17 protein-coding genes are annotated in these 19,959 nt (G+C 47.4%); 15 read left to right on the forward strand and 2 right to left on the reverse strand.

The window, feature by feature from the left end; genetic code table 11:
* Positions 1-20: 20 nt before the first annotated feature.
* From AC0THY_RS09140 to aspS, 5 genes are all read left to right on the forward strand, one after another.
* Positions 21-653 (forward strand): MBL fold metallo-hydrolase, encoded by a 633-nt coding sequence (locus AC0THY_RS09140; RefSeq protein ID WP_489994115.1) that lies wholly within the window; start codon positions 21-23, stop codon positions 651-653.
* A gap of 84 nt (positions 654-737) precedes the next feature.
* Entirely contained in the window at positions 738-2,198 is a 1,461-nt protein-coding gene (gene hemZ, locus AC0THY_RS09145; RefSeq protein WP_489994116.1) for a coproporphyrinogen dehydrogenase HemZ, read from the forward strand.
* Positions 2,188-2,793, forward strand: coding sequence for an HD-GYP domain-containing protein (locus AC0THY_RS09150; RefSeq protein ID WP_489994117.1), 606 nt, complete (start codon positions 2,188-2,190; stop codon positions 2,791-2,793). The genes hemZ and AC0THY_RS09150 overlap by 11 nt, the downstream gene beginning before the upstream one ends.
* Positions 2,790-4,043, forward strand: a complete 1,254-nt coding sequence (gene hisS / locus AC0THY_RS09155; protein ID WP_489994118.1) for a histidine--tRNA ligase — start codon at positions 2,790-2,792, stop codon at positions 4,041-4,043. The genes AC0THY_RS09150 and hisS overlap by 4 nt, the downstream gene beginning before the upstream one ends.
* A gap of 16 nt (positions 4,044-4,059) precedes the next feature.
* Positions 4,060-5,865, forward strand: coding sequence for an aspartate--tRNA ligase (gene aspS / locus AC0THY_RS09160; RefSeq protein WP_489994119.1), 1,806 nt, complete (start codon positions 4,060-4,062; stop codon positions 5,863-5,865).
* A 95-nt stretch (positions 5,866-5,960) separates the two neighbouring features.
* Here aspS and AC0THY_RS09165 read toward each other — a convergent pair whose 3' ends face one another.
* Together AC0THY_RS09165 and AC0THY_RS09170 are read right to left on the reverse strand one after the other, a co-directional pair.
* Positions 5,961-7,055 (reverse strand): hypothetical protein, encoded by a 1,095-nt coding sequence (locus tag AC0THY_RS09165; RefSeq protein WP_489994120.1) that lies wholly within the window; start codon positions 7,053-7,055, stop codon positions 5,961-5,963.
* Positions 7,056-7,065: 10 nt separating this feature from the next.
* Positions 7,066-7,347: a DUF1294 domain-containing protein gene (locus AC0THY_RS09170; RefSeq protein ID WP_489994121.1), complete on the reverse strand. Its 282-nt coding sequence runs from the start codon at positions 7,345-7,347 to the stop codon at positions 7,066-7,068.
* A 207-nt stretch (positions 7,348-7,554) separates the two neighbouring features.
* On the opposite strand from AC0THY_RS09170, the gene glyA reads away from it, so the two are divergent.
* The 10 genes from glyA to AC0THY_RS09220 all read left to right on the forward strand — a co-directional run bounded on the left by glyA (position 7,555) and on the right by AC0THY_RS09220 (position 19,863).
* Positions 7,555-8,793 carry a serine hydroxymethyltransferase gene (gene glyA / locus AC0THY_RS09175; protein WP_489994122.1) on the forward strand — a complete coding sequence of 413 codons (1,239 nt, stop codon included), beginning with the start codon at positions 7,555-7,557 and terminating at the stop codon, positions 8,791-8,793.
* 283 nt (positions 8,794-9,076) lie between these two features.
* Complete coding sequence (locus tag AC0THY_RS09180) at positions 9,077-10,537, forward strand: efflux RND transporter periplasmic adaptor subunit (protein WP_489994123.1); 1,461 nt, start codon at positions 9,077-9,079, stop codon at positions 10,535-10,537.
* The gene (locus tag AC0THY_RS09185; RefSeq protein ID WP_489994124.1) at positions 10,534-11,223 is read left to right on the forward strand and encodes an ABC transporter ATP-binding protein; all 690 of its coding nucleotides are present in this window, start codon (positions 10,534-10,536) and stop codon (positions 11,221-11,223) included. Before AC0THY_RS09180 ends, AC0THY_RS09185 begins: the two co-directional genes overlap by 4 nt.
* The gene (locus AC0THY_RS09190; RefSeq protein ID WP_489994125.1) at positions 11,220-13,211 is read left to right on the forward strand and encodes an efflux RND transporter periplasmic adaptor subunit; all 1,992 of its coding nucleotides are present in this window, start codon (positions 11,220-11,222) and stop codon (positions 13,209-13,211) included. The genes AC0THY_RS09185 and AC0THY_RS09190 overlap by 4 nt, the downstream gene beginning before the upstream one ends.
* Positions 13,212-13,222: 11 nt before the next feature.
* Positions 13,223-14,482: an ABC transporter permease gene (locus AC0THY_RS09195; RefSeq protein WP_489990332.1), complete on the forward strand. Its 1,260-nt coding sequence runs from the start codon at positions 13,223-13,225 to the stop codon at positions 14,480-14,482.
* A 281-nt stretch (positions 14,483-14,763) separates the two neighbouring features.
* Complete coding sequence (gene rpsB / locus AC0THY_RS09200; RefSeq protein WP_489990333.1) at positions 14,764-15,507, forward strand: 30S ribosomal protein S2; 744 nt, start codon at positions 14,764-14,766, stop codon at positions 15,505-15,507.
* A 165-nt stretch (positions 15,508-15,672) separates the two neighbouring features.
* A complete protein-coding gene (gene tsf / locus AC0THY_RS09205) occupies positions 15,673-16,605 on the forward strand; it encodes a translation elongation factor Ts (protein ID WP_489990334.1) in 933 nt (310 codons plus the stop codon).
* A 599-nt stretch (positions 16,606-17,204) separates the two neighbouring features.
* On the forward strand, positions 17,205-18,017 hold the full coding sequence (locus AC0THY_RS09210) for a hypothetical protein (RefSeq protein WP_489990335.1): 813 nt from the start codon (positions 17,205-17,207) through the stop codon (positions 18,015-18,017).
* A 132-nt stretch (positions 18,018-18,149) separates the two neighbouring features.
* Positions 18,150-18,971, forward strand: coding sequence for a ParA family protein (locus AC0THY_RS09215; RefSeq protein ID WP_489990336.1), 822 nt, complete (start codon positions 18,150-18,152; stop codon positions 18,969-18,971).
* Positions 18,949-19,863, forward strand: coding sequence for a ParB/RepB/Spo0J family partition protein (locus AC0THY_RS09220; protein ID WP_489994163.1), 915 nt, complete (start codon positions 18,949-18,951; stop codon positions 19,861-19,863). The genes AC0THY_RS09215 and AC0THY_RS09220 overlap by 23 nt, the downstream gene beginning before the upstream one ends.
* Positions 19,864-19,959: the final 96 nt, after the last annotated feature.

Raw genomic sequence — 19,959 nt, forward strand, 5'->3', positions numbered from 1 at the left:
AGAGGAAAGGAAGGATCACGATGGACAGAATGCAGATAGAGAGACGGGTTCTGGGAATGGTGCGCACAAACTGTTACCTGGTGGTTAACCGTGAGACGATGGAGGCGGTGATCATTGACCCCGCAGACAGCGCGGGTGTCCTGATTGCGGATCTGGATGCACTGGGGGCAAGGCCTGCGGGTATTTTACTTACACACGGACATTTTGACCATATCGGGGCGGCCAGAGAGTTGTCGGACCGCTACCAAATTCCCATCTGTGCGGGCAGGGAGGAAGCGGATATTATGGAAGATGCCGGTATGAATCTCTCCATACAGTTCGGAAACCCAATCAGTGTGAAAGCAGACCGTCTGCTGGAAGACGGGGAGACGCTTTCAATGGCGGGATTTGATTTCCGGGTGCTGTTTACACCAGGACACACAAAAGGGGGTGTGTGCTACTATGTGGCTGAGGAACAGGCCCTGTTTTCCGGGGATACTCTGTTTTGCGAAAGCGTGGGGCGTTCCGACTTTCCAACCGGCAGCATGTCTGTGCTGGTGCATTCCGTCCAGGGTCTGCTTCAGGAGCTTCCGGAGGAGACTGCGGTGTATCCGGGACATGAGGGGGAGACCAGCATAGCCCATGAAAAGAGGAACAATCCTTATATTTTCTAAAGATGAGGAGGCGGCAGTGTAAGGAGCGTTACTGTGAACAGTAACTAAGGAGCCGCAAGACAGAAAACATAGGAGTGCACAAAGATGATAGCAGTACAGCTGAATAAGAGGGATTTTGAGTATGATATCCACTCCCTGGTGAGGGCGTTCTATCCGGGGGTGGAAGTTTCTGTTTTTTGCGGAGAAAATGTGGAGACAGAGTACTCTCTGAAGATAGATATAATTTACGGGGAAGAGGAGATACACGCTTTTTTGAGATCCCCGGAGGGCAGGCTGATTCGGGAGGACGGAGTCGAGACAGGGGACAGCCGGCAGCGAAAAGAGAGGAAAAACCGTCTGAAATCCATGCTCTACCGTCTGTTGTCCGATTATACAGGCCAGACGCTTCCATGGGGAAATCTGACGGGAATCCGTCCAACCAAGATTCCCATGGCAATGCTGGATGAGGGAATGTCCAATGTCCAGATTGCCGGTTATATGAGGGAAACTTATTATACCAGCAGGGAGAAGACAGCTCTTGCCATAGCCATAGCCAACAGAGAGAGGAAGATACTGGAGAACATCCATTATGAAGAGGGGTACAGTCTCTATGTGGGAATCCCCTTCTGCCCCAGCATCTGCCTGTACTGCTCCTTCAGTTCCAGTCCCATCAGTGTCTGGCGTGACAAGGTGGACGCCTATCTGGACGCCCTGTGCAGGGAGATTTCATTTGGAGCCGGGGAATACAGGGACAGAACACTGGATACGGTTTATATAGGAGGCGGAACGCCCACCACACTGGAACCGGAACAGTTGGATAGGCTGCTCACCGCCCTGGAGTCCTCCTTTGACATGAAAAACGTTCAGGAGTTTACGGTGGAGGCTGGCAGGCCGGACAGCATTACCAGGGAGAAGCTTGAGGTACTGGCAAGACACAAGGTGACACGGATTTCCATCAATCCTCAGACTATGAATCAGAAGACTCTGGAGGTGATCGGACGCCAGCATACGGTGGAACAGACCAGGGAAGCCTTTTTGCTGGCGCGCAGTCTGGGATTTGACAATATAAATATGGATCTGATCGTAGGCCTTCCGGGAGAGGAAAAGCCGGAGGTGGAGCATACCCTGAGGGAAGTGGCAGCTCTGAATCCGGACAGCATTACGGTGCATTCTCTGGCGGTCAAGCGGGCAGCCAGGCTGAATATGTTCCGTGATCAGTATAAGGAGATGACCTTTACCAACAACCAGGAAATTATGGATATGGCCTATTCCTATGCCGTACAGACGCAGATGTCTCCCTATTATCTTTACCGCCAGAAGAATATGGCGGGTAATTTGGAAAATGTGGGGTACGCCAGAGAGGGAAAGGCAGGTATCTACAATATCCTGATTATGGAGGAAAAACAGTCCATTTTGGCCCTCGGAGCAGGAGCTTCCACGAAGGTGGTGCGCCGTGCAGACCGCATCGACCGTATTGAAAATGTAAAGGATATAAAAAATTACATAGAACGGATCGATGAGATGATAGAACGGAAAAGACAGGGATTTTTAAAGTATGGAAAATAAGAGCAATTGTAAGATCATCGAACTGAATGTGGCAAAAGAGCTGGCTCACGGCATTTGTGTCAGCAATCTGGCGTGCCGGGTGGCAAGGGAACTGGGATTGCCGCCGGAGGTCTGCTATGAGCTGGCAGTGGCCGGGCTTCTGCACGATCTGGGTAAGCTGGAGGTGGCAAAGTACATCTATGCCAGGGAGGAGGACACCCTGCACATTGAGGAGATGAAATATGTGAGAACCCACTCCACCTTAAGCTATACCATGCTGGTCAAGAGGGGGTATTCCAAATTCATTCTGGAGAGCATTCTCTACCACCATGAAAACTTTGACGGCTCGGGATATCCCTCCAATCTGGTGGGGGAAGAAATCCCCCTGGGAGCCAGAATCATCAGAGTCTGTGACGTGTTTGCAGCCCTGACTACTGACCGTCCCTACCGCCGGTCCTTTGATATGGATACGGCAGTGGAGCTGATGATTGAGGAAGTGAAAAATTTTGATATGAAAATCTTTCTGGCTTTTCTAAATGTCATCCACCAGGAGGATATTGAAGATATATTAGACAAAAAAGAATTGCAAATCGATTTAGAGGAGGAAATGTTATGAGCTTGAAGAAAAAGCCGGTGACCGGTATGAAGGATATCTCCCCCAGGGAGATGGAGATCCGGGACTATGTGATACGTCTGATCAAGGAGACCTACGGGTCTTTCGGGTTTTCATCCATTGAGACGCCATGTGTGGAGCACATTGAAAATTTGTCCAGCAAGCAGGGCGGGGAGAATGAGAAGCTTATTTTTAAAATCCTGAAAAGGGGAGAGAAGCTAAAGCTGGAGACCGCGCAGACAGAGAGTGATTTGGTGGACGGAGGTCTCCGCTATGACTTGACCGTACCTCTTACCAGGTATTATGCAAACAATGCCAATGACCTTCCGGCTCCCTTTAAAGCGCTCCAGATGGGCAATGTATGGCGTGCGGACAGGCCTCAGAGAGGACGTTACCGCCAGTTTATGCAGTGCGACATCGATATCCTGGGTGAGCCGTCCATCCTGGCGGAGATTGAGCTGATTCTGGCAACCTCCACCCTGGTGGGAAAGCTGGACTTTGAAAACTTTACTATCCGCATCAATGACCGGAAGATTTTGAAAGCTATGGCTGCCTACAGCGGTTTCCCGGTGGAGAGCTATGACCTGGTTTTCATTATTTTGGACAAGATGGATAAGATCGGCCCTGAGGGTGTGGCCGCAGAGCTTGAGAAGGAAGGGTTTACGAAGGAGTGCGTGGAAACTTATCTGAATCTGTTTCGGGAGGTCACGCAGGATCTGCAGGGAGTTTGCTATCTGAGGAATAAACTGGCAGGGGTGCTGGATGAAAAAGTTGCTTCTGATCTGGCCACGATCATTGAGAGCGTGGATGCGGTGAAGAGCGCGAACTTTAAAATCGTCTTTGACCCCACCCTGGTGCGGGGAATGTCTTACTATACGGGCCCCATCTTTGAGATCAGCATTGACGGGTTCGGCGGCTCTGTGGGCGGCGGCGGCCGCTATGATGAGATGGTGGGTAAGTTTACGGGCAACCAGACGTGTGCCTGCGGATTTTCCATCGGATTTGAGCGCATTGTGATGCTGCTCTTGGAAAAGGACTATCAGATTCCCGCAAAGAGCCTCAAAAAGGCATATTTGGTGGAAAAAAATATGCCGGGAGAAGAACTGCTCGCCATCTTTAAGGAGGCGGAAGCGGAGCGCAGCCAGGGAATGCAGGTCAGTGTTGCAGTGATGAAGAAAAACAAGAAATTCCAGAAGGAACAACTGATGGCAGAGGGATACACAGAGTTTAAGGAATTTTTCAGAAGATCATAGGTAGGAGGAAGGATTCATGGCAGAATCAATGAAGGGACTGAAAAGGTCCCACAGATGTACGGAACTGAGCAAGGAAAATGCGGGCACCCAGGTTACGGTTATGGGATGGGTACAGAAGAGAAGAAATCTGGGAAGTCTGATATTTGTGGACTTGAGAGACCGTTCCGGTCTTTTGCAGATCGTGTTTGACGAAAAGGATATCGGCACACAGGGGTTTGAGAAGGCGGGAAAACTCAGGAGTGAGTTTGTCATTGCGGTTGTGGGGAGAGTGGAACCCAGGGCAGGGGCGGTAAATGAGAATCTGGCCACCGGAGAGATTGAAATCCGCGCCACAGAGCTTCGCATTCTGTCTGAGTCGGAGACACCTCCTTTCCCTATTGAGGAGGGAATCCAGACAAAGGATGAGCTGCGCCTGAAACACCGCTATCTGGATCTGCGCCGTCCAAATCTGCAGAGAAATCTGATGCTGCGCAGCAAGGTAGCTACCTCAGCCCGTCAGTTCCTGGCGGAGGAAGGGTTTCTGGAGATCGAGACTCCGATCCTGATCAAGAGCACACCGGAGGGAGCTAGGGATTATCTGGTGCCCAGCCGTATCCATCCGGGCAATTTTTACGCATTACCCCAGTCCCCGCAGCTCTTTAAGCAGCTGCTCATGTGCTCCGGCTATGACCGGTACTTTCAGATTGCGAAGTGCTTCCGGGATGAGGATCTGAGAGCGGACAGGCAGCCTGAATTTACGCAGATCGATATGGAGCTGTCCTTTGTGGATATCGATGATGTGATTGATGTGAATGAGAGACTTTTGGCTCATATTTTTAAGGAGGCCATTGGAATAGAGGTACCCCTTCCCATTCCCAGGATGACCTGGCAGGAGGCCATGGACCGGTATGGTTCCGACAAGCCGGATACCCGGTTTGGGATGGAGCTTAAGAATGTGTCCGAAGAGGTGAAGGACTGCGGATTCGGTGTGTTTACCGGCGCTCTGGCAGCAGGCGGAAGCGTGCGGGGAATCAATGCCCAGGGACAGGGTCACATGCCCAGGAAAAAGATTGATGCTCTGGTAGAGTTTGCCAAGGGCTACGGCGCCAAGGGGCTGGCTTACCTGGTGATCAATGAGGACGGGTCTTACAAGTCTTCCTTTGCGAAATTTTTGACAGAGGAGACCTTAAAAGAGCTGGTGGATGCACTGGAAGGAAAACCGGGTGACCTGCTTCTCTTTGCAGCAGATAAGAACAAGGTGGTATGGGATGTGCTGGGGGCACTCAGACTGGAGATAGCTAAGAATCTGGGACTGTTGAACAAAGATGAGTATAAGTTCCTGTGGATTACAGAATTCCCCCTCCTGGAATACTCTGAGGAGCAGGGGCGCTTTGTGGCCATGCATCATCCGTTTACCATGCCCATGGAGGAGGATTTGGACAAGTTGGATACAGATCCCGGGGCTGTTCGCGCCAAGGCTTATGACATCACCCTCAATGGAAATGAGATCGGGGGAGGGAGCGTCAGAATTTTCCAGAATGATGTACAGTCAAAAATGTTTGAGGTGCTGGGCTTTACCAAAGAGCAGGCCCAGGAGCGCTTCGGCTTCCTGCTGAATGCCTTTAAGTACGGAGTTCCACCTCACGCCGGACTGGCTTATGGCCTGGACCGCCTTATTATGCTTATGGCAAAGGAGGACAGCATCCGTGAGGTTATCGCATTCCCCAAGGTTAAGGATGCATCCTGTCTGATGACCGGCGCGCCCGGTCCAGTAGACCAGGAACAGCTCAATGAACTGGAGCTGGCCATTGAGGTGCAGGAAGAGGAGTTGGCACAGGAGTAAAAGGATTGTCAATATATGATATGAAATAAGAGAGAGGGAGCCGCAAAACAGTTGTGATTTGACTGTTTTGCGGCTCCCTCTCCGGTATGCTCCAATCAGGAGCCTGTTGTTTTGCTTTGAAAAGTCTCCACTGCCGCATTCATGTTTCCCAGAATAACGTCCGTAAAGTCATCTCCCAGCTGCATCTCCCAATTTTTCCCGTTGTTTGTAAAGTGAATTTTTATGGTATTTGAGGTGGTCTTTGTGTTGTTGTTCAAGGTGTCAATTAAAAGCTCAGAGGTTTTGTCCGCCAGCTCAGTGTCCGTAGCTCTTACGGCCTCGGTGGTGGAGGCATATTCCATCAGCTTATCCAGATATACATCCAGCACACTTTCCATATCCAGGCTGGTGATTTCCACGGTGGCGGCGGCATTGTCCTCCTCCTGGGTCACTTTTTTTATTTTATAGTCAAAGCATTTGGCAATCTGTTTGGCCAGAGCCAGGTCCACATCCTGGTAGAGACTGCTGTAGGTGGAGAAAATATCGTTCATGCCAAGGTAAGACACCCATTCCTTTGGACTCTGTTCCTTGAACATATCAAACGCTAAAGCGGCGGTCTCCTCCGGCGTGATCAGATAGGGATCATGAAGGCAGGAGATAAAGCCTCCTACAATCTCATCCTCCAGCTTTTCCGTGCTCTGTATGGTCCAGGAACCGTCCGTGTTTACCAGTTCAAAGTGAGCGGAGGTGGACACCTGCTGGTATTCGTGGGAATTTAAAATATCCCTAAGTAAGGTAAAGTAAGAGTTCATAGAAAGCAGGGAATCATCCGTACTGTCCGGTGAGATGGAACGGCGGATGAGTTCCTTGCATAAATCCTTTGCCAGTGCTTTTGCGTCTAAGTTTGTGATCTCCACATTTACTGTGGCAGTCCGCTCAGTGGCGCTGGAAGAGAGGATTCGGTAGCTGAAGTTCTCAAAGAACAGCTGAACCGCCTCCGTTGTCTCCTTGCCGATATCACTGCCCGAGGACTGGGAGTGCATCATATCTTCATAGGATACAAAGGCTTTTATGGTGTTCTCGTCCAGATTTTGGATTTGATCCAGCTCGGAACGGACCATCTTCTCAGGCTTGGAATCTCCGCATCCGGTCAAAAAGAGGACAGAGAACAATAGTATGCTGCAAATAATCGTAAGACCGTACTTTCTCATAAAGGCTCCTTCAATCAAGAAAATTAGGCAGGGAGAAGCGCACAAAAAGGACAAGTGCCACTTGAAGAATAAAGATGACAGGAATCCCTGCAGCAAATTTCAAATGTTTTGTTTTGTGATGAAACAGGTGCATTCCTAAAAAGGAACCCACTGATCCGCCCAGAATAGCGATTGAAAGCAGAGTATGCTCCGGGATGCGCCACTTTCTTCGCTGGGCTTTTTTCTTATCTGCCCACATGGAAAGTATTCCTATGAAATTGATAATTATCCAATAAATTACCAGAATGTACATGTGGAACCCCTCCTGTTTGCCAGATTCTGCAATGGTAACTGTTTAGTGCATTCACAGTTACCTGCAATGAACAATTTCTTACAGTTTATATGAAAATAAACATCTTGTCAAATTGCTTGACATTGTGTGGTAAAACGGCTATATTATTAATACTGTAATGTGATAATGTATCAGTGCCAATATCGTTATTTTAGGAGGATTATATCAATGTATTCACTGGATGAAGTAAAGGCAGTCGACCCGGAGATAGCCCAGGCGATTGTGGATGAAGAGGAACGACAGAACAGTCATATTGAGCTGATTGCTTCAGAAAACTGGGTATCCAAGGCTGTGATGGCAGCAATGGGAAGTCCCCTGACCAACAAGTATGCGGAAGGATATCCGGGAAAGAGATACTACGGCGGCTGCGAGTGCGTAGACGAGGTGGAACGTCTTGCAATGGAGCGTGCAAAGGAGATCTTTGGCTGCACCTATGCTAATGTACAGCCTCATTCAGGAGCCCAGGCAAACATGGCGGTATTTTTTGCAATGTTAAAGCCCGGGGATACTGTGATGGGAATGAACCTGGCACATGGTGGTCATCTGACGCACGGCAGTCCTGCCAACTTTTCCGGTTCTTATTTTAATATAGTACCCTATGGGGTGAATGATGACGGTGTGATTGACTACGACAAGGTGAGAGAGCTTGCACTGGAGTGCAGGCCGAAACTGATCGTGGCCGGCGCCAGTGCCTATGCGCGTGTCATTGATTTCAAAAGATTCAGAGAGATTGCCGATGAGGTGGGCGCATACCTGATGGTGGATATGGCGCATATTGCCGGCCTGGTGGCTGCAGGCGTGCATCCCAGTCCCATTCCCTACGCGGATGTGACAACGACCACAACACACAAGACCCTGCGCGGACCCAGAGGAGGAATGATCCTCTGCAGCCAGGAGACGGCAAAGAAGTTTAATTTCAACAAAGCGGTATTCCCCGGAATCCAGGGTGGTCCTTTGATGCACGTGATCGCTGCAAAGGCGGTTTGCTTCAAGGAGGTGCTTTCCGATGAATACAAGGTATACCAGCAAAATATCGTGAAAAATGCCAAGGCGCTCTGCGAGGGGCTGATGAGCAGAGGCATTAAAATCGTTTCAGGCGGCACGGATAATCACCTGATGCTGGTGGACCTGGTGGATACCGGAAGAACAGGTAAGGAAGTGGAGAATCTGCTGGACAGCGTAAACATTACCTGCAATAAGAATACGATTCCTAATGATCCTCAGTCCGCTTTCGTGACCAGCGGTGTACGTCTGGGTACTCCGGCTGTGACAGCCAGAGGGATGAACGAGGAAGACATGGATGTGATTGCGGATGCGATCGCCATGATGATCCAGGACCCGGAGAAAAATCAGGAGAAGGCCAAAGAGCTGGTTAAGAGTCTGACGGAAAAATATCCTCTGATCTGATAGTTGTTTCTGAACTAAAAAGAGTATCGTGGATGTATAAATACAACTGCTGCTGCGTCATAGAATTGGCCGGCAGCAGTTTTTTCATGCGAAAGCGTCCTCGGCTGGCGGAGAATCCCTCTTGTGGGATTCTGATTTACAACATAGAAATAACTGTCTTACAAATTCGGGGACTTGTGACGAAAATTTCACACTTTAAGAGAAAATTAAGTATGTACATACTTTGCAGACATGCTATACTGTTACATGAATAAAACTGTTCACAGAAATTTGGAGGGTGACAATGAAGATAAAAAAGAAACGGATGATCATCATAGGTATTGTATTGGCAGTTATCGTGATTGCAGGAGTGGTTATCTGGCTGGTAAGGGGAGAAGATTCCTCCGAAACCACTAAGGAGAATACGGTCTATGTGGACTCAGTGGCCGAGTTGTGCGGTCTTGGAAGCGGAAACGGTTTGAATGACCGGTTCAGCGGTGTGGTAGAGCCACAGAAAACCTGGAATATTGAACTTCCATCGGACAAAAAGGTGGATAAAATCTTAGTAAAAGAAGGCGACGAGGTCAAAACCGGTGACAAACTCTTTACATACAGTACGGAAGAGATGGAGGAGAGTCTGGCACAGGCTGAGATTGACCTGGACCGTCTGGGAAATGAGATTGAACAGACAAAGGCTCAGATTACCCAGTTGAAAAAGGAGAAGGCGGAGGCATCCTCCGACGCCCAGCTCAGCTATACAACTCAGATAAACTCTGCGGAGAATACAATCAAGAAAAATGAGTATGAACAAAAGAGCAAAAAAGTTGAGATCAATAAGCTGAAAAACAGTATCGCAAACGCAACAGTCATCAGCGAGATGGATGGTGTGGTGAAAACAATAAATGCAACAGATAATGATTCCAGCGCGGGAGGATTGAATGGTGAGACAGAGGCGTTTATGACAATCCTGGCGGTTGGAGACTTCAGAATAAAAGGGACTGTCAATGAGCAGAATATGTCAGCCATTGTTGAGGGACAGCCTGTCATTGTACATTCCCGTGTGAATGACACAACCTGGAAGGGCACACTGACAGCAGTGGACCTTGAAAATCCGGAGAAGGATGAGAACGCGGGCTATTATGTTTCTTCCAGCAGTTCCGATTCCTCAGCGACCAATTCCAGCAATTATCCATTTTATGTGGAGCTGGAGTCTGTGGACGGGTTAATGCTGGGGCAGCATGTGTACATTGAGATGGACTACGGCCAGGGTGAGGAGAAGGAAGGCATTTGGCTGGACAGCTACTATATCATGCAGGAGGAGGACAAGGCCTATGTCTGGGCGGCCACCTCTAAAGATAAGATTGAAAAGAGAGAGATTACTCTTGGAGAATTTGACGAGGAGCTTCAGAAGTATCAGGTTACGGATGGGCTGACAGAGGATGACTACATTGCGTTCCCTGATGAGACAATCACAGAGGGAGCCAAAGCTGAAAAGAATGTAAATCAGGTTCCGGGCGGAGGAATGCCCGGCTCTTCGGACGGTATGAGTGATAATTCCATCCCCTCCTTTGACGGTACGGACGGTATGCTGGGAGGAATGGACGGCCAGGAGTATGAAGGCGGCGAAGAGTACGGCGGCGAAGAAGACTACGGGGACGAAGAGAACTACGAAGACGAGGAAGATTATGGGGATGAGGATGACGGAAGCGTAGGAGAAGCCGGAGGACTTGCCGGTAGCCTAAGTGGAATGGAGGACGCAGAGTGATACTTGAATTAGACCATATTTATAAAGATTATATTCAGGGGAGTATGGTGGTTCCGGTATTAAAGGATGTGACGCTGCATGTGGAAGAAGGAGAGTATGTCGCGATCATGGGACCATCCGGTTCCGGAAAATCCACGCTGATGAATATTATTGGCTGTCTGGACCGCCCCACCCAGGGCACATACAGTTTGGATGGAATGGATGTTCTGGCGGAGAAAGACGGGGATTTGGCGGAAGTGAGACTGCGAAAGCTGGGGTTTGTATTTCAGACCTTTCAGCTTCTGCCAAGACAGAGCGCTCTTGAAAATGTGGCACTCCCGTTAATTTATGCAGGGATTCCTAAAAAAGAGAGAAACAAAAAGGCAGCAGAGGCCCTGGACCGTGTAGGACTGTCTGACCGTCTGGAATTTGTGCCAAACCAGCTATCAGGAGGACAAAAGCAGAGAGTTGCCATTGCCAGGGCTATGGTGAACCATCCCAAGATTTTGCTTGCCGACGAGCCCACGGGTGCTCTGGACTCCAAATCAGGAAAACAGGTTATGGAGTTGTTTAAATCCCTGAATGAGGATGGGGTGACCGTGATCATGATTACCCATGACAGGGCTATTGCGGGAAACGCCAAGAGAATAGTAGATATTTTTGATGGAGAAATTTCCGAACATAAGGAACAGGAGGTGTCTCTGTGAAAAAAAGAGTAATTGCAGGCATCTGTGCCGCCGTGGTGTTGGTGGTGACAGGAGCAGGCTTTGGTATCTATAAGCTGGTGCAGAACAGTGCGGACCCAGTGGAGGTAATGCCGGTGTCCAATCTGAGCACAGGATGGTTTGGAGAGAGCATGCCCACCTATGGAGTCATCACCTCCAATGCCACTCAGGATGTATTCCTGGATTCAGATGAATTGGTTGACAAGGTGTTTGTAAAGGAAGGAGATAAAGTCAAAATCGGCGATAAGCTCCTGGCATACGACACAACCTTGCTGGAGCTGGATTTGGAGTCTGAAAAACTGGATGCACAGGCCATTGATTTGCAGATAAAGGCGGCGGAACAGGAGCTGGAAAGGCTAAAGAAAATATCACCCGTTCCCGATAATTACGGCGGACCGTCCGGCGGCGGAGGCGGCTTTGATTTTCCGGACGATGACGATGATGACGATGATGAGGCAAGCGCAAAACAAGCCGGACTCATTCAAAATACATCTGTAATGGTAGCGGCAAGCCAGGAGGGACAGGCGCTAAACCAGTCCTCTGAACAGGCGGTTAACGGAAATGGGGATTCAGAGAGCGTACCGGGGACAGAAAGTGAGTCTGAGACAACCGGGGCTTCCGGAGAACCTGAGACACCTGTAACAGAAAAGCCCAATGCGGGGCCGGATTCCACAGAGAGTGAGAAGAATACGGAGGACAACAAGCCGGTAGAGTCGCCTTTGGCGGAGATTAAAGCCCATAAGACGCTGAAATACGATTCCAAACCCTATCAGGGAAGCGGAACAAAGGAAGATCCCTATCTGTTTTTCTGTAAAGACGGAGTAGTGATTCAGGCTTCCTTTATGAACAAAATGCTGGGCTTTAATGAGGCGGGGACCTCCAAGAAAAATGGGGGAATGCGCGGGGATGGCACAGGAAGCTATGCAGTGCTGGAGATCCGTGAGGGAGATTCCATAACCGGAGGATTTGTAAAATCTATCAGCATCAATGGAACCGTGAAGGCAGACAAAGCTTATGAGCCGGGAGTTACCTGGACATTTACAAGTGAAGGGGTCACCAAGGACGTACCGGATGTCAGTGAACCCGTGGATAAAGATGACGATGGCGGAGATGACGATATTTTTGGAGACGGATTCGGGGATGATGTCTATACCGTCACAGAGCTGAAAGAGGCAATCCAGCAAAAAGAGGACGATATCAAAGACCTGAAACTGGATAAGAGGGAATCAGCCATCAGGGTCACACAGGCCCAGAGAAAACTGGATGAAGCTACGATCATCGCCACGATCAACGGAGTTGTGAAGAGTGTAGGTGATCCTGAGATGGGACAAGTTGGGGACGAGGCTTTTCTGTCTGTAACCAGCAACGAGGGGCTTTATGTGAAGGGAACCATCAGTGAACTGAAGCTGGGCAAGGTAAAGGTGGGAAGTACCATGACTGGGATGTCCTATGAAAGCGGCACCAATTTTACAGCCAGTATCACAGAGATTTCCGAGTATCCTGACAGCTCAGATTATTTTGGAGGGGATGGCAATACGAACTCCTCACAGTATCCGTTTTTGGCCTATATAGAGGAATCTGACGGATTGAGCAACAATGAGTCCGTAGAACTGTCTATTCAGGACGAGAGCGCATTGAGTGGAGATTCCATCTACCTGGAGAAGGCTTATATCCGTTCTGAGAACGGGCAGAGCTATGTGTATAAAGCAGATGATTCAAATCGCCTGGTGAAACAGTATGTGAAGACAGGGGCTACGGCGTACTCTACCTCCACAGAGATTCTGGAAGGACTGACCATGGAAGACCGCATCGCGTTTCCTTACGGCAAAAATGTCAAAGAGGGCGCAAGGGTTATAAACCACGGGGAAGAGGACTCAGAGGACAGCCAAGATGAGGATGACGAAGCTGATCCGGACGGTGATATGGGGATCAATATGGATGGAGCAGTCCCAATGGGTATGGAGGAATAGGAGGAAAAACTATGTTAGAAAATATACGCCTGTCGCTACAGGGGATATGGTCCCACAAGATGCGCTCCTTCCTGACTATGCTGGGTATTATTATTGGTATTGCGTCTATTATCTCCATTGTATCTACGATTCAGGGAACCAATGAGCAGATTAAAGAGAACCTGATCGGATCAGGAAACAATACAGTGGACGTAAAGCTCTACCAGGGGGATTGGACTTATGACATCTCCGATTACCAGCCAGCGCCCAAGGGTGTGCCTGTGATCAGCGAGGAAGTCCGTCAGAAGATCGAGGATTTGGACGAGGTAGAGAGTGTAGCCCTGTACAACAGCAGGAACTATGCGGAGGGAGTTTATTACCGGGATGTGAATCTCCAGGGAGCCAATGTACTTGGGGTGGACAACAACTATTTTGACACCTGCGGTTATGTGGTGCGCACAGGAAGAAAGTTCATGGAGGAAGACTTCACCAAGTTTCATAAGGTGGTGATTCTGGACCAGACGGCAGCCAGCAGTCTGTTTCAGGAGGAAGACCCTCTGGGAAAGGTAATTGAGATCAGCGGGGAACCCTTTACCGTGATCGGAATCGCCCAAAAAAGTGAGGAGTTTGAGCCTGTCATCAACAGCATGGATGACTACTATACTTATCTGGGCGATGAGGCCAGCGGCATTGTATATATGCCATCCGCCGCATGGCCGATTGTCTACAAGTATGATGAGCCGCAGAACGTGGTTGTGAAAGCCGCGTCCACAGATGATATGAGTGCAGCGGGCAAAAAGTGTGCGGATATTGTAAATGAATCCCTGAGCGTATCCAACACAGACATTAAATACAAATCTAAAAATGCTCTGGAATCCGAGGCTGCCAAGCAGAAGCTCAGCGAGTCCACAAACGTACAGCTGATCTGGATCGCCAGTATTTCACTTCTGGTAGGCGGTATTGGTGTTATGAATATCATGCTTGTGACTGTCACAGAGCGTACCAGCGAGATTGGTCTGAAAAAGGCAATTGGAGCGAAAAAGAAGAGTATCCTGGGACAGTTTTTAACAGAGGCAGCGGTGCTTACCAGTCTCGGGGGAGTCATTGGTGTGATAGCCGGGATTGTCCTGGCGGAGGTGATATCCAGAGTAGCAGAAATACCGGTGGCGATCAGTGTTCCGGCGATCTTTATCTCCGTAATCTTCTCCATGCTGATTGGTATTGTATTTGGACTCCTGCCCTCCATTCAGGCAGCCAATCTGAATCCGATCGATGCATTGCGGCATGAGTAAGATACGCGTAGTACAATGGTAAATACAGCTATAGATTGATCAGTAAAGAGAGTATAGAAGAGCAGCACAGAAACCCTGAGGGCGGATGTGCTGCATTTTGCTGTATAAATGCGGTAAAATGCGGTGAAATCGCAGAAAATGCTTGCATCCCGCGGTTTGCTGTGATATACTGCTAGAGGCAAAAATAAATCACGCATGTGGATTCCAAAGATGGTGCCAGAATCTGGTCTCAGAGGAAGTTTTAAGCATGCGGAAGAAATTAACCAAAAAGGAGAAAAACAATGAGTGTAATTTCAATGAAACAGTTACTCGAGGCAGGTGTACATTTCGGACATCAGACAAGAAGATGGAACCCCAAAATGGCTCCCTATATCTATACAGAGAGAAATGGCATCTACATCATCGACTTACAGAAATCTGTAGGAATGGTTGACACAGCTTACAAGGCAGTATCTGACATCGTGGCAGAGGGCGGGACCATTCTTTTTGTTGGTACAAAAAAGCAGGCGCAGGATGCAATCAAAACAGAATCTGAGCGCTGCAACATGTTCTATGTAAATGAGAGATGGCTGGGCGGTATGCTGACAAACTTTAAGACCATCCAGAGCAGAATTAAACGTTTAAAAGAGATTGAGGCAATGCAGGAGGACGGCACTTTCGATGTACTTCCCAAGAAAGAAGTAATCGCATTAAAGAAAGAGCTGGAGAAACTTCAGAAAAACCTTGGCGGTATCAAGGAAATGAAGAGAATTCCGGATGCAATCTTTGTAGTAGACCCGAAGAAAGAGAGAATCTGTGTTCAGGAAGCGCATACTCTGGGTATTCCCCTGATCGGAATTGCAGATACAAACTGTGATCCCGAGGAGCTGGATTATGTAATTCCGGGCAATGATGATGCTATCAGAGCAGTTAAACTGATTGTATCCAAGATGGCAGACGCTGTTATCGAGGCAAACCAGGGTGCAGAGGCAGATGTTGCTGAGGAAGAGTTTGTAGGGGAAGAGGAAGTAGCAACAGAAGAATAGTCGTAACTATTCAGCAGGTCTGTGTTCATTTACTGCACAGACCGTAAGAAAGTAATTCAAGTGTGCAAAATCCAATTGCCGAAGGCGGTTTTAAATGGGATTTTGCATGTAACTGTGAAGGTACAGAACAGTTACGAATAATCATCGATTTCGGAGGAAAATAAAATGGCTATCACAGCAGGAATGGTAAAAGAATTACGTGAAATGACAGGCGCTGGAATGATGGACTGCAAGAAAGCGCTGACCGCTACAGAAGGCGATATGGACAAGGCTGTAGAGTTTTTAAGAGAAAAAGGACTTACAACTGCTCAGAGAAAAGCGGACAGAATCGCAGCAGAAGGTATTGTTATGAATATGGTTTCTGAGGACGGAAAGAAAGCAGTATCCGTTGAAGTAAACGCAGAGACTGACTTTGTTGCAAAGAATGAAAAATTCCAGGGATATGTAAAACAGGTTGCAGAGCAGGCATTGGTTACCACTGCAGCTGACATCGACGCTTTCCTGGCAGAGCCGTGGGCAGCAGACACCTCCAAGACAGTAAAAGAGGAGCTGGCTTCCCAGATCGCGGTAATCGGCGAGAATATGAACATCAGAAGATTCCAGCAGGTTGTGGAGGAGAACGGGTTTGTGGCTTCCTACATCCATGCAGGCGGAAAAATCGGCGTTCTGGTAGATGTTGAGACAGATGTAGTAAATGATGACGTCAAAGGGATGGCAAAGAATGTAGCTATGCAGGCTGCAGCTATGAAGCCGCTGTACACCAACAGAGGTGAGGTAGACCAGGATTACATTGAGAAAGAGAAAGAAATTCTCACTGTACAGGCCAAGAACGAGAAACCGGATGCAAATGATAAGATCATCAGCGGTATGGTTATGGGACGTATCAACAAAGAGCTGAAAGAAATCTGCCTGATGGATCAGGTTTATGTAAAGGCTGAGGATGGAAAGCAGAGCGTACAGCAGTATGTGGATTCCGTAGCTAAGGCTGTTGGTGCTAAGATTACTGTAAAGAGCTTCGTTCGCTTCGAAACCGGAGAAGGTATTGAGAAGAAGGAAGAGGATTTTGCGGCTGAAGTGGCAAAGCAGATGAATCAGTAAACTTCTGAGAAGAATTGATTTACGAACCCCTGAAAATCCCATAGAATGGGCATTTTCAGGGGTTTTTTGCGTTCTTGGGAGAGATTCATAACTTATCGTAAATTACCGTATTTTGAGTGCCGATTTGGGGGATTTTTGGGGGAAGAGTTGGGGGAAGGGATATCCCCCAAATGGTGTGTGAAAGTTTGCCTCGTTCTTTTCGTAAAAGGGGAGAAGTTTGCTTGGTGTTTCTTTTTGGGGGATAGCACTATCTTCCAAATTTGAATGTAAAATGGTGTATCTTCCCTTAAATTATTATAAGTTATCATATGGAAAATATGGATTGATGAAAAATATGAAATAATTTATAATGTAGGAAGGGTAAAATGAATACTCGATAGAGTATTTTGTGTCCTAGAGTGTTTGAGGGCAAAAATGAATGATATTTGGTGCTGTTTTGTACTGGAAAGTACGGATTTTGCGGACAAAATGGGTGATTGCGGACTAGATGGTATTAGGCGGATAAATAGAATTTGTGACTTTTTGCGGTAAAAGTTCGTAATGAGAATAGGGGTATATATTTTTGACAGAATTATTGTATAGAGGGGAGAGAAATGGTCTTGGAATTTTATAGAGAATATTATAATTATTCAAGAAAGAAGGCTTCAGATTTTAAGATTGTTTATTTGAAATCTTTTATAGAAAAAAATAAGATTTATAAGTTTATAGCATTTGATGACAATGAAAAATCGAATTTGAGAAAACTAGAATGTTTAAGGAGAGATATGCTATGGTTCTCTCATTATATATATTTGAACGATAAAACAGAATTTGAGATTAAATATGATAGTAAAAAAGTTTCAAGAGAAACTGGAATAAGAGAAGAAAATATAAAGTTTATGGTTGAAACAATGAAAGAGATATATGATGTATGTTCTTTTTCATATAAAAAGGAAGAGTATATGTGGGAAGCATATGCGAATCATAAAAATGGAATCTGTATCGTATTTAATGTGGAAAATTATGATATGCTGTATCCTGTTGAATACTTCAATAAGGATGAGATAGATTATACTTCAATTTTGATAAATGACTATTCCAGACCAAAACAAGAGTTATTGGAAAATGGTTCGCCTATGGCAGAATTACCTTTTGTAACAAAAAATCCAATGAATGGTGATATGAAATCTTATGAAGAAAAAGAAGTAAGGATATTGAAGGAACCATATGAAGATAGTAGTTTTAATAATGGAGTTGTTAGACCGTATATCAAAGAAGATTTAGGATATAAAGGGCAAAACATAAGCTATACAGATTGTGGATTGTCAGTATCAAGAGTAATAATTGGGGTAAATTGTAATGAAAAAATTGCAAATGAAATAATTACAGACTGCAATCAAAAAGGATATATGGTTGAAAAAACTACAAATTGAAAATTAGCTACATAGCCGATTGATTTTCAAAACGAGAATCAGTCGGTTTTTTTATTGCCCAAAACCCATACATAGCCATTCTGCTTTATACAGAGTGGCTATTAAATTTTTCAGGAAAGGAGGTAAACCGTGATGTCTAAATGTAAGGTAATCGCCCTTGCAAACCAGAAAGGCGGAACGGGCAAAACCACGACTGCTGTAAACTTAGGGATAGGGCTTGCAAAAGAAGGAAAGAGAGTGTTGCTTGTGGATGCCGATCCGCAGGGGGACTTGACAACCTCTTTGGGCTGGGCAGACCAGGACAATCTTTCTGTCACGCTGGCAACGCAGATGGAAAAGATTATCCGTGATGAACCGATGGAGGCGGGCGAAGGGATTTTACACCATGATGAGGGTGTAGACCTGATTCCGGCGAATATCGAGCTGTCCGGCATGGAAATCATGCTTGTAAACGCCATGAGCAGGGAGTTCACCATGAAATCCTATCTTAGCGGGTTGAAAAAGGATTATGACTATATCCTGATTGACTGTATGCCGAGTCTGGGTATGCTCACCATCAATGCGCTTGCGGCGGCAGACAGCGTGATTGTCCCGGTGCAGGCGCATTATCTGCCCTTAAAGGGAATGACACAGCTTATGAAAACCATAGGAAAGGTACAGCGGCAGATTAACCCCGGATTAAAGGTAGATGGCGTGTTATTGACGCTGGCAGATATGCGGACAAACCTTGCCCGTGCCACAGCCGACAATCTAAGGCAGAATTACGGGAGGGTAATCAAAGTGTACCAGACGGTCATCCCCGTTGCGGTGAAAGCGGCGGAAACCAGCGCCGCAGGGCAGAGCATTTACAGCTATGACAAGAACGGTGCGGCGGCAAAGGCGTATGGAGCATTTACGAGGGAGGTGATACGCAGTGGCGAAAGAGATAAAAATGCCGCTTCCCTCAGCCGCTGACCTGTTCAGCACGCAGGAGGAACGGGACAACGAAAGCCGGGAATCCGTCAGGGAAATCCCATTAGAGGAAATCAGCGATTTTCCCAACCACCCGTTTAAGGTGAAGATGGACGAAAGCATGGCGGATATGGCGGAGAGCGTAAAGCAGTATGGCGTTCTGGTGCCTGCCCTTGTCAGGGAAAAGCCGGAGGGTGGTTATGAAATGATAGCCGGACACAGGCGTAAAATGGCGAGTGAGCTTGCAGAGAAAAAAGAGATACCCTGCATTGTCCGTAACTTGACAGATGATGAAGCCATTATAATTATGGTAGATTCAAACCTGCAAAGGGAGCAGATATTGCCGTCAGAGAAAGCGTTTGCCTACAAGATGAAATTAGCGGCTATGAATAGGCAGGGACAGCGTACTGATTTAACTTCTACCCCAGTGGGGCAGAAGTTAGGAAAATATTCTGTTGAAGTGTTGGGAGAATCAGTGGGCGAAAGTAGAAGTCAAATTCAGCGATATATCCGCTTGACCGAGCTAATCACACCGATACTGGATATGGTTGACAGCGGTAAAATCGCCATACGTCCAGCGGTAGAGTTGTCTTACCTGCCGAAAGAGCAACAGACAATCCTGCTTGACACCATGCAGTTAGAGGACTGCACACCGAGCCATGCGCAGGCAATTAAAATGCGTAAATTTGCAGACGAGGGGAGGCTGAATGAGGACGTCATCCTCTCTATTTTATCAGAGGAAAAGGGGAACCAGAAGGAACAGTTTCGTATGCCAAAAGAGCGTATCAGTAAATATTTTTCACCGGGGACGCCTGCGAAACAGATGGAAGATACGATTGTAAAGGCATTGGAGCTGTACCGGAAACGGGAGCGGAGCAAGGACAGGGAACGGTGACAATAAGGCTTTCCACCGTGGGGCAACTATGCCCTTTTGCGGATAGCCTTTTTCACCGTTTCCCCCTTCCCACACCCTACCCCTTTTCGTTACCAG

It is taken from the genome of Ruminococcus sp. 8Y-12, assembly GCF_058119865.1.

Coding starts and splice junctions, on each gene's coding strand:
- aspS (WP_489994119.1), top strand. CDS start 4,060: ATGGCAGAATCAATGAAGGGACTGAAAAGGTCCCACAGATGTACGGAA.
- AC0THY_RS09170 (WP_489994121.1), bottom strand. CDS start 7,347: ATGTACATTCTGGTAATTTATTGGATAATTATCAATTTCATAGGAATA.
- hisS (WP_489994118.1), top strand. CDS start 2,790: ATGAGCTTGAAGAAAAAGCCGGTGACCGGTATGAAGGATATCTCCCCC.
- tsf (WP_489990334.1), top strand. CDS start 15,673: ATGGCTATCACAGCAGGAATGGTAAAAGAATTACGTGAAATGACAGGC.
- AC0THY_RS09195 (WP_489990332.1), top strand. CDS start 13,223: ATGTTAGAAAATATACGCCTGTCGCTACAGGGGATATGGTCCCACAAG.
- glyA (WP_489994122.1), top strand. CDS start 7,555: ATGTATTCACTGGATGAAGTAAAGGCAGTCGACCCGGAGATAGCCCAG.
- AC0THY_RS09180 (WP_489994123.1), top strand. CDS start 9,077: ATGAAGATAAAAAAGAAACGGATGATCATCATAGGTATTGTATTGGCA.
- rpsB (WP_489990333.1), top strand. CDS start 14,764: ATGAGTGTAATTTCAATGAAACAGTTACTCGAGGCAGGTGTACATTTC.
- AC0THY_RS09165 (WP_489994120.1), bottom strand. CDS start 7,055: ATGAGAAAGTACGGTCTTACGATTATTTGCAGCATACTATTGTTCTCT.
- AC0THY_RS09150 (WP_489994117.1), top strand. CDS start 2,188: ATGGAAAATAAGAGCAATTGTAAGATCATCGAACTGAATGTGGCAAAA.
- AC0THY_RS09140 (WP_489994115.1), top strand. CDS start 21: ATGGACAGAATGCAGATAGAGAGACGGGTTCTGGGAATGGTGCGCACA.
- AC0THY_RS09220 (WP_489994163.1), top strand. CDS start 18,949: ATGCCGCTTCCCTCAGCCGCTGACCTGTTCAGCACGCAGGAGGAACGG.
- AC0THY_RS09215 (WP_489990336.1), top strand. CDS start 18,150: ATGTCTAAATGTAAGGTAATCGCCCTTGCAAACCAGAAAGGCGGAACG.
- hemZ (WP_489994116.1), top strand. CDS start 738: ATGATAGCAGTACAGCTGAATAAGAGGGATTTTGAGTATGATATCCAC.